This is a genomic window from Chryseobacterium polytrichastri (genome assembly GCF_900142445.1).
Classification (GTDB): Bacteria; Bacteroidota; Bacteroidia; order Flavobacteriales; family Weeksellaceae; genus Chryseobacterium; species Chryseobacterium polytrichastri.
The window spans coordinates 181,817-191,003 of the sequence record NZ_FRAV01000004.1; the positions used below are offsets into that span (position 1 = coordinate 181,817).

General features: G+C 34.9%; 6 protein-coding genes and 1 tRNA gene. 5 read left to right on the forward strand and 2 right to left on the reverse strand.

What is annotated here, in order from left to right:
* Positions 1–95 precede the first annotated feature (95 nt).
* Entirely contained in the window at positions 96–4,889 is a 4,794-nt protein-coding gene (locus tag BUB80_RS03960) for a translocation/assembly module TamB domain-containing protein (RefSeq protein WP_073291119.1), read from the reverse strand.
* 4 nt (positions 4,890–4,893) lie between these two features.
* Between BUB80_RS03960 and tsaD the strand changes: the two genes are divergently transcribed.
* Genes tsaD through BUB80_RS03975 form a run of 3 tightly spaced genes read left to right on the forward strand, consistent with a single transcriptional unit; the run spans position 4,894 to position 7,058 of the window.
* A complete protein-coding gene (tsaD, locus tag BUB80_RS03965) occupies positions 4,894–5,910 on the forward strand; it encodes a tRNA (adenosine(37)-N6)-threonylcarbamoyltransferase complex transferase subunit TsaD (RefSeq protein WP_073291122.1) in 1,017 nt (338 codons plus the stop codon).
* On the forward strand, positions 5,907–6,317 hold the full coding sequence (locus tag BUB80_RS03970) for a hypothetical protein (protein WP_066751554.1): 411 nt from the start codon (positions 5,907–5,909) through the stop codon (positions 6,315–6,317). The genes tsaD and BUB80_RS03970 overlap by 4 nt, the downstream gene beginning before the upstream one ends.
* Positions 6,318–6,362: 45 nt before the next feature.
* Positions 6,363–7,058 carry an RsmE family RNA methyltransferase gene (locus tag BUB80_RS03975; RefSeq protein WP_073291124.1) on the forward strand — a complete coding sequence of 232 codons (696 nt, stop codon included), beginning with the start codon at positions 6,363–6,365 and terminating at the stop codon, positions 7,056–7,058.
* 73 nt (positions 7,059–7,131) lie between these two features.
* On the opposite strand, the gene BUB80_RS03980 is transcribed toward BUB80_RS03975, so the two are convergent.
* The gene (locus BUB80_RS03980) at positions 7,132–7,803 is read right to left on the reverse strand and encodes a TrmH family RNA methyltransferase (RefSeq protein ID WP_073291126.1); all 672 of its coding nucleotides are present in this window, start codon (positions 7,801–7,803) and stop codon (positions 7,132–7,134) included.
* A gap of 81 nt (positions 7,804–7,884) precedes the next feature.
* Between BUB80_RS03980 and BUB80_RS03985 the strand changes: the two genes are divergently transcribed.
* Together BUB80_RS03985 and BUB80_RS03990 are read left to right on the forward strand one after the other, a co-directional pair.
* Positions 7,885–8,901, forward strand: a complete 1,017-nt coding sequence (locus BUB80_RS03985) for an asparaginase (protein ID WP_073291128.1) — start codon at positions 7,885–7,887, stop codon at positions 8,899–8,901.
* Between the two features lie 56 nt (positions 8,902–8,957).
* Positions 8,958–9,044 (forward strand) — tRNA-Ser (locus BUB80_RS03990).
* The last annotated feature ends 143 nt before the right edge of the window (positions 9,045–9,187 follow it).

The following is a 9,187-nucleotide window of genomic DNA, read 5'->3' on the forward strand; positions in this document are numbered from 1 at the left end:
CTTTGCAAATTTAGAAAAAATAATTTAACCATGAAAATTATATCAAATATTAACAATAATTAACACGTATGATAAAAATCATTAAAACATTCTGATTATTTACCCCCTGTTTTTACAGAATCTGTTTTTATTTCTGTTTTGGCTTCTGTCTGTTTTTTGTCTTTTCTCTTCTTTTTAAACAAAGAATTAAAACTTTTACTCCATACAATCCCCCCTCCATAGGCTTGATTAGCAGAACCGTTAGTCCCTGCCCCTAGGCTCATTCCGATGTTGCTCGGCTTAGAATATCCTCTTAAAATTAAGCTCCCGTCATTCTTTTTAGATACATCATATTCTATTGATCCTTCCCCCGAAAGATAGTTAGCCTCAGTACTTTCCGTTTTTGTTAAAGGAATTCCAAGCCCTGTTTTCACATTGATTCTAGGTGAAAGCGCAAAGCTTACCCCTGCATTGGCTCGGTCTCCTGTATTAGAGTTCTGATCTCCCTTCACATAATTAAGGTCAATCTGAAATTCGTTACTCATTGTATTAAGAACTGAACCCAATTGTTTTAAAAGTAAGTTATATCCGGAAGATTCTGCAACCCCGGCAACATCCACATCTACTCCACCCGTATTGGAAACGTTGAAACTGTTTAACAAAAGAACAGAACCAAACTGTAATACTTTTTCTCCCTCCTGACTCATCTTTGCAGCTAAAGTTTCCTTCACCTGACTTGAAACGTCCAAAGCCGAAACATTAAGATCAATTTTAGGATCTGTAAGAGATTGTGTGATATTTGCCTGAAGTAAAATACTGATTGGCTGGAGAGTTCCCATACTCAAATACTCTCCTGCATTGGAAACCATTCTTACATAATTGGCTTTAATATCCAGCGCAGGTTTCATGGCATCACCATCCCAACGAATACTACTTCCTTTGTCTATCTGGAAGGTTTTATTAAGGATTGCTTTAGAAACAAAAGTTCCGTTATCAACTTTATAAGTACCACTCATCCCAATACTTCCCTGTCTGCTCATCTGGAACCTCAAATTATCAGCAATTCCTTTTACAGTAATATTTCCTACATCATCCCCGATTAATACATTCACCGTTGTTCCTCTATCAACATCCAGATCGAAATCAATATTCATATTGGCTCCTGTTTTTTTCTTTTCTTCCAGTGTGACTAATCCATCTTTTCCTTCTTTTAGGAATCTCAACATTTTAAACTCTTCAACATTTGATGTAGAACTAGAGTTGAAAGTAAATGTACTTCCATTCAGTGCTTTCATATTGGGCGTTGAAATACTTAATCCGGAAACAGGTCCGTCAACATATAAATCTCCTTGTCCGTAAATCCTTCCCCAAAACAGATCATAATCTTTTTGCGTGGTATTCAGCATTAACAGATTATCTGCTCTCATTACAAGGTTGACCCCCATTGAAGAAAGCGTTTCAAACTGAATCGCTCCGGAAATTGTTCCCTGTGAATTGGATCTTCCGTCATGAACTCTTATATTGTTAAGAACAGCCAATCCTTTAGATAAAGGAATTACCGTATCATCAAATGAATAATCTACCCCTGTGAATAAAAGCTTTAAGCCAAAACTTTTCATCGCAATATCACCGCTATAATCAAGGTTATTAAACTTCCCGTTGATTTTAAGATCTCCGGTTGCTTTTCCTCTTAAGTTTCCAAAAACAGACTGTACGAATTGTTGAGCAAAAGAAACATCAAATTCACGCATTTGCGCCGTTAAATCGATAGTAGGTGACGAGGTGTTATTATTAACAGTTCCTGTAAGATCCAAATTATTACCACCAAGTACTCCGGCTGAAGTTACTTTTACATCTACATCATATACATTCAATGAAAAACCATTCGTTGCCGAAATCGTAAGGTCTCCCATATCATTACCATTCATCATGATATTATCAACTGTAAGATCTACCAAAGGCTGAAGTGTACTTTTATCCATTTTGATCTTTACACTTCCATTAGCAAGACCTTTAATATCCATGGAATTACCACCAGACTGCATTTCCAACAACTTCTCAATAGAAAAGTCGGTAATATCTGCATCTACATAAAAATCTTTAGCAGATTTAAACTGGGCTTCCTTAATAAACAAGCTGCTTTTATCAGAATACACCTTTAAATTTCTAATATCAAAATCAGCTGTTGCCTTTCGATAGGTAATAGAATGATCCAGCTCAGGACTCGTATCTATTGCCCAGGTAACGTTCCCAAATTTAACTTCTGTTGGTTCAAATTTAAAAACAAAATCTCCTGTAGCATTCGTAGATTGATTTACATTGATCGCATATTCTTTCAATTGATCATTCAAATCATCCTCCGGACTTCCATGTTTAAATTTGGTTGCTAAATGAAGGGTTGTATTATTTTCATTTCTGCCACTTAAAGTAATATCCCTTAAAATATTTTTATTGTATACAACCTTATTTATCTTAGCGTAAATCTGCTCATCAAGATTAGCCGTATTAATTCTTACCATAACACTGTCCACCATCGCGCTGTCTCTGGTAACATTATCTCTATCATTAATTTTATAGTCAGGATTTGCTTCGGCTAAGGCTTTATCAGCTTCCGTTATTTCCTCCTTCTTCATCATGATATACTGCAACGAAGCTGTATCGAGATTTAAAATTAAATTATTTGAATCACCATCATATTTCCCATCAACTATCGCTCCTTTAGGAAGCTTGAGATCTGGCAGAAAATAGCTTACCAATCCCTGCTGAACATCAAAGTTCATGGTAAAGTTCTGGCCTCTGTATAATTTTCTCGGTGGTGGACCTACTAATATTCTTCCAATCCCGTTTTCTACCATTCCTACCAGATCTGCCAAATTATATCTTCCGGAAATCTTTCCATTTACCGCTCCCGGTGCATCAACATCAATGACACGACCTCCAGCCTCCAAGAACGTTTTTATTTTAGCATTAGGAACAACATATTTCTGAGTAGCTGTAGCAAAATTAATATTATTTGCTTCCACATCAAGATTAAGATCATTAATAGAGGTCATCGCCATCTTACCAACTACTTTTCCGCTCACGATCTGACTTCCCGGTTTATCCGTAAAATAGTTCATGTTTAGATGATCAACGTCAGCATCCACATTCATGGATATTTTTGGAGTACTGAAATCTATTAAACCTTTGATGCTTGCCTTTGCCTGCTCATCATTGATTGTGATTAACCCATTATACTTTCTATGATCCAACAGACCATCCAAATAAAGATTGTTAATTTCTTTATTCATGATCTCAATCTTAGAAATCTGAGATTTTGTAGTTAAACGCATCGTATTAACATCAAAACTCTGACCATCAATATCAAACTTTCCAGAAATTAACCCAACTGTTTTGCTCTTCGTAATGACAGAAGTATTTAAATCGTTAACTTCAGCATAACCAGAATATTTTGGAACAGGCGTACTATATCCTGTAAGAGAAAATTTAGTAATTTTTGCCTGCCCAATTCCTGTCATTAAATTTCCGGCAGCTACATATACTTGCTCTGGTGTAACCCTTGCAGCCCCGTTATATTTTAATTTCCCGAAATCATCGGCAAAATTTTTCATTTTTGTAGCAATAAATGAAGGCATCATTGCTTTTAAATCTTTATATGTAAAGTCTGTTGAAAGATTATTGGTTTCAATTAAAAAATTACCTTTCAAGAGATTATCAACTCTCATAGTTTGAGTCGCAATATTCACATCAGGGTTTCGGATCAGGAAATTTTCAAGGTGAAATTTATTCAAAGGTCCCGTCATTTTTCCGGATACATTGAATGGTTTATAATTATCCCAATTGGTAACGAAATAGCTAATATCATATCCACTCAACTGGCTTCCCTGCTCAAGATTCATATCCCAACGGACTTTATTCGTAAAGTCTGACCATGACCCTTTATGAAGATGAAACTTAATATTTCCTTGTAAAAGAGTATGATCTGTATTTAACGTTAAATCTTTAAGCGAAAAAAAATCTTCTGTCATAGAAAGCTCTGTAGAGAAAGTATCTACAATATGAGATTTCCCCCATCTTGTTGTGATGAAGGACATATTATTAATTAAAGCAGAAATATTAACTCCATTTACTTTAACATTCGGAGCTTTTAGATTAAACTTTGTGGCAGTCAACCATTTTCCGTGATCGCCAGGCGAATTTTGATTAATTATTGAAACTTTAGAATCAATAATCTGCAATCTTGAATTCAGTTGAAAAGGAGGTTTGCTTGGATCTCTTTTTTTACCATTGTCAAACAATTGGGTAAATCGGATAAAATTTGAAATACTGTCTCCTTTATATGTAATGACTTTTATATCCGCATTTTTCAGCGTTAAAGAATTAAAGCTTAAAGAATTGTGTTTGCCTATATTGGTAATAAGTGAAAACCAGTCTGAGTTGGCTGTAAACTCTTTTACTTTAATAAATTCAAGCCCTTTATAGTCTTTTACTTTTAAACCTTTAATCTCTACATTACCAAAGAAATTAACATTTACGCTTTCGCTAGACATATCTGCTTTAAAATCCTGATTAACGATTTGTAAAGCCTGATCGGCAGCCCATTGTTTAGTAGCAGGAAGATTAATGATAATAACAACCAACGTAATAAGTCCCAAGACCAACCAGAATAAAATCAAAATAAGCTTTGCCCACCAAGTATAGCTGGTAACATCTTTTACCGCTTGTTTCCCAAATTCTTCGGCAGTTTCAATAGGATGATGGATGGCATCTGAAGCCAGTTCAGATGCTTCTTTAACGGTTTCCTTTACTACTCCTTCTACATCCTCAACAGTTTTTTGTACCTGATCACTTAAGTTTCCAGCTACTGATTTTTTGTTCTCATTCTCGTTATTATTCTCTAACTTTGCCATTATTATGAGCGACTCTATAATTTTAGGTATTGAATCGTCTTGCGACGACACATCAGCAGCTATCATCAAGGGAAATTCTATTCTGTCTAACATCGCAGCGAATCAGGAAATCCATAAAGAATATGGTGGTGTAGTCCCTGAATTAGCTTCACGCGCACATCAGCAAAATATAATACCCGTAGTTGAAAAATCTTTAACTAAAGCAAATATACAACAAAATGCTATCTCTGCTATAGGATTTACTCGTGGACCCGGACTTTTGGGTTCTCTTCTCGTAGGAACCTCATTTGCTAAATCTTTGGCAATGAGTTTAGACGTTCCTTTGATTGAAGTAAACCATCTCCAGGCGCACATTTTAGCACATTTCATCGAGGATGCAAATCCTATGCCGCCAAAATTTCCGTTCCTATGCCTTACGGTAAGTGGTGGACATACCATGATTGTTTTGGTGAAGGATTATTTCGATATGGAAATCCTTGGCAAAACCATTGATGATGCCGCAGGAGAAGCATTTGACAAGATAGGAAAGATCTTTGATCTGGATTATCCAGCTGGCCCAATCATTGACCGATTAGCAAAAGAAGGAAACCCTGAAGCGTTTAAATTTAATAAACCAAAACTAGAGAATTACGATTATTCTTTCAGTGGAATCAAGACTTCTGTATTATATTTTATACAAAAAGAAGTTAAAAAGAATCCAGATTTTATTAAAGATAACTTAAATGATCTTTGTGCTTCTGTTCAGAGATCAATTGTTGAAATTTTGATGGCCAAGCTTGAGAAAGCAGCCAAAGAATTAGAAATAAAAGAAGTTGCTATTGCTGGTGGAGTTTCTGCCAATTCTGCGTTAAGAAAAGCAATGCAGGACAATAACGAGAAATTAGGCTGGAATATTTATATTCCAAAATTTGAATATACAACCGATAATGCGGCAATGATCGCGATGGTTGCTCAATTAAAATTTGAGCGAGGTGAATTTACAGATCTGAGAACTTCCGCAACCGCAAAATACGATTTATGAAAATATTATTAGAAGAAAAAATACTTGGAACACAATCTAAAAAGAACTCAAAATATTACTGGGTTTTAGAAACCATTGTTGGAAAAAATGAAGTGACAGAAAAATCTGAAGATGAAGATTATTTAATGATAAGTTCAGAAATTGGATATGTTCAAAATATAAAAGAAGAGATCGTAGAGAAAATAAATTCAGAAAATGTATTTAGTTTTACTTACGAACCCAAAGAAGGAGATTTTTTATCTATCAAAAATAATTTAAGAAAAAACGAATATCTGAATTTAATTTTTATGAATAATAAGTGGATTGAAGAAATTTACTCATGTTCATATAGAGATTGTGAAGGTGATATTTATACCACAATAAAAACCGGTGTGGCATTTTTAAGCGATAATGAAATTACCTTTTAATAATCACCTATAAATAAAATTCAGGAAGATTTTAAATATCAATATATGAAACTTTTTTTTGGCGAAATCAATAACGGAAAAGCAATAATTAATGATGAAGAACAACAGCACATTGTAAAAGTTCTTCGTATGAAAGATGGTGAAGAAATTCACGTAACAGACGGAAAGGGAAACTTTGCTTCCGGAAAATTATTGATTGAAGGTAAAAAAGCCAACATTGAAGTTTCTGAAATTAAATCGGATACTTCAGATTTTAATCCAAAGCTTCACATTGCTATTGCTCCAACGAAAAACATTGATAGAATCGAGTTTTTTGTAGAAAAAGCTGTAGAAATGGGAATTTCCGAGATTACCATTTTACAAACTGAAAAAACAGAACGTAAAAACATCAGTATTGATAAGCTAAGAAAACAGGCTATTGCTGCTTCAAAACAGAGTTTGAGATTTCATTTTCCAATTCTTAATGATCTCATTAAACTTCCGGATTTTCTGAAAAGCATCAATCCTTCTACTACTTTCGTTGCCCATTGTAATGAAAATTTAGAAAGGATGGAATTAAAAAACATTCCCCATATAGAAAACATTACCTTTTTAATTGGTCCTGAAGGAGATTTTTCTGATAAAGAAATTAACCTTCTGGCTGAAAAAGGAATTAAAGCGGTTTCTCTGGGAAATCAGAGATTGAGAACTGAAACTGCTGGTGTTTTTGTGGCTTCCTGGAATTATTTGAACTTACAATAGGTTTTGGCTAAAGCCAATTTATTTACACAAAAGACAAAGCGGGCTGAAGCCCGCTCCTATTGATATTTTAAAATTACATTTCAATATTCTGATCTCTCAAATACTTCTGAAAAATCTGTTGTCCGCTTTGCATTGAATTTACTGCCCAACAGATTTTCATTCTCAATAATTTCTCTTCGCTTAATTTATAATCGATGTTAGAACTAATCAATTTTTGTTTTAATTCATACATACAAATTCCTGCAGCCACCGAAACATTAAAACTTCTCGTAAAGCCATACATCGGAATCGCCAATGTTTCATCTGCAAAATCAATCACTTCTTCTGAAACTCCTGCCATTTCAGTTCCGAACACCAAAGCAATGGGCTCTGTAATTTGATAATCAGGAAGCATTACTGCATTTTTTTCCAGTGATACTGCTAAAATTTTATATCCTCGATCTTTAATTTTTTGTAGAGAATCAATATTTTTCGGCATCTTTTCAACCTCAACCCATGTCTCTGCCCCTTTTGTTACAGTAAGATTCGGGTCAAATACATTCTCTTCCTCCATTGCCACTACTTTGTGAAAGCCACAAGCTTCCACCGATCTTATAATCGCCGCCGCATTTCTAAACTGATACACATCATCCATCACAGGAAGTACAAAATCAGAACTTTCAGGAGCAAAATGATTGATCTTTCTCAATCTTTCGTCCGTTAAAAATTGTTGTAAATACTCAAAAGTTTTCGCTAAATCTTCCATTCATTTTCAAATCTTTGCAAATTAACGTAATTTTGAACTACGAACCTGAACAAGGCTTACATTCTTATTAAAAAGTACTACATGAAACGAAAAGTCCTGCTTATATACACCGGTGGAACCATTGGTATGGAGAAAGATTATGAAACCGGAAGCCTCCGCGCCTTTGATTTTGGAAATATTTTTGAGAAAATGCCCGAAATGAAACTGATGGAATGTGAAGTTTTCGTTCATCCTTTCGCAAAACCGCTCGACTCATCGGATATGGGGCCTGAGGAATGGAAAATTATCGCCAATTATATCCTTAAAAGTTACGAGGATTATGATGGATTCTTAATCCTTCACGGAACAGATACCATGTCTTATACGGCTTCAGCACTAAGTTTTATGTTAAAAGGTTTAAAAAAACCGGTGATATTAACCGGATCTCAATTGCCTATCGGAGATCTGAGAACGGATGCTAAAGAAAATCTCCTGACCAGTTTGTATTACGCCAGTTTATATGAAAATGACGAAGCTGTTATTCAGGAAGTTGCCATTTATTTTGAATATAAATTATTAAGAGGAAACAGAACCTTAAAATATTCAGCAGAGTATTTTGATGCGTATTCTAGTCCAAACTACCCTATTCTTGGACAATCAGGTGTTCACTTAAACATCGTGAAAGACAGTCTTTACCGTTGTGACCCCAGTATAGAATTTCATGTTGATGAACATATTTCTGAAGATATTTTATTTTGGAGAATCTTCCCCGGAATGAAGCTCAACCACTTCAAAGAGATCTCAAAAATGAAGGTTTTAATTCTTCAGGTTTTCGGATCAGGAACCATTTTCAGCAGTGAAAATACGCAAGAAATATTGCAAGGCATCAGAAATAACGGAACAGAGATCGTAGTGGTAAGTCAATGTATATCAGGAGGAATATCATTTGGGAAATATGAAAACAGTAACATTTTCTCAAAGATAGGCGCCATCAGTGGAAAAGATATTACTGCTGAAAGTGCTATCACGAAAGCGATGCATTTAATTGACAACCCTAGTTACACAGGCAGTTTTGCAGATAACTTTGCAAAAAGTCTTTGTGGAGAAATTACTGTGTAAAATCGTATTAAGAATTTGTTAATTCAATAAATTAGTCTATTTTTGCAATCTCAAATAGAGAGGTGTCCGAGTGGTTGAAGGAGCTACCCTGGAAAGGTAGTATGCGGGTAACTGTATCGAGGGTTCGAATCCCTTCCTCTCTGCAAATGTGCATTTATTACAGCCTGTTGATTTCTCAGCAGGCTTTTTTAGGATCAGTTCCAAAACTTGGGGACTACGCAAAAAGTTTAGATAATCTAAAAAGGAAAAACGATTTATCTCGCACGCCTCTAAGTTGTAATCTGAA

Coding starts and splice junctions, on each gene's coding strand:
- BUB80_RS03970 (WP_066751554.1), top strand. CDS start 5,907: ATGAAAATATTATTAGAAGAAAAAATACTTGGAACACAATCTAAAAAG.
- tsaD (WP_073291122.1), top strand. CDS start 4,894: ATGAGCGACTCTATAATTTTAGGTATTGAATCGTCTTGCGACGACACA.
- BUB80_RS03960 (WP_073291119.1), bottom strand. CDS start 4,889: ATGGCAAAGTTAGAGAATAATAACGAGAATGAGAACAAAAAATCAGTA.
- BUB80_RS03975 (WP_073291124.1), top strand. CDS start 6,363: ATGAAACTTTTTTTTGGCGAAATCAATAACGGAAAAGCAATAATTAAT.
- BUB80_RS03985 (WP_073291128.1), top strand. CDS start 7,885: ATGAAACGAAAAGTCCTGCTTATATACACCGGTGGAACCATTGGTATG.
- BUB80_RS03980 (WP_073291126.1), bottom strand. CDS start 7,803: ATGGAAGATTTAGCGAAAACTTTTGAGTATTTACAACAATTTTTAACG.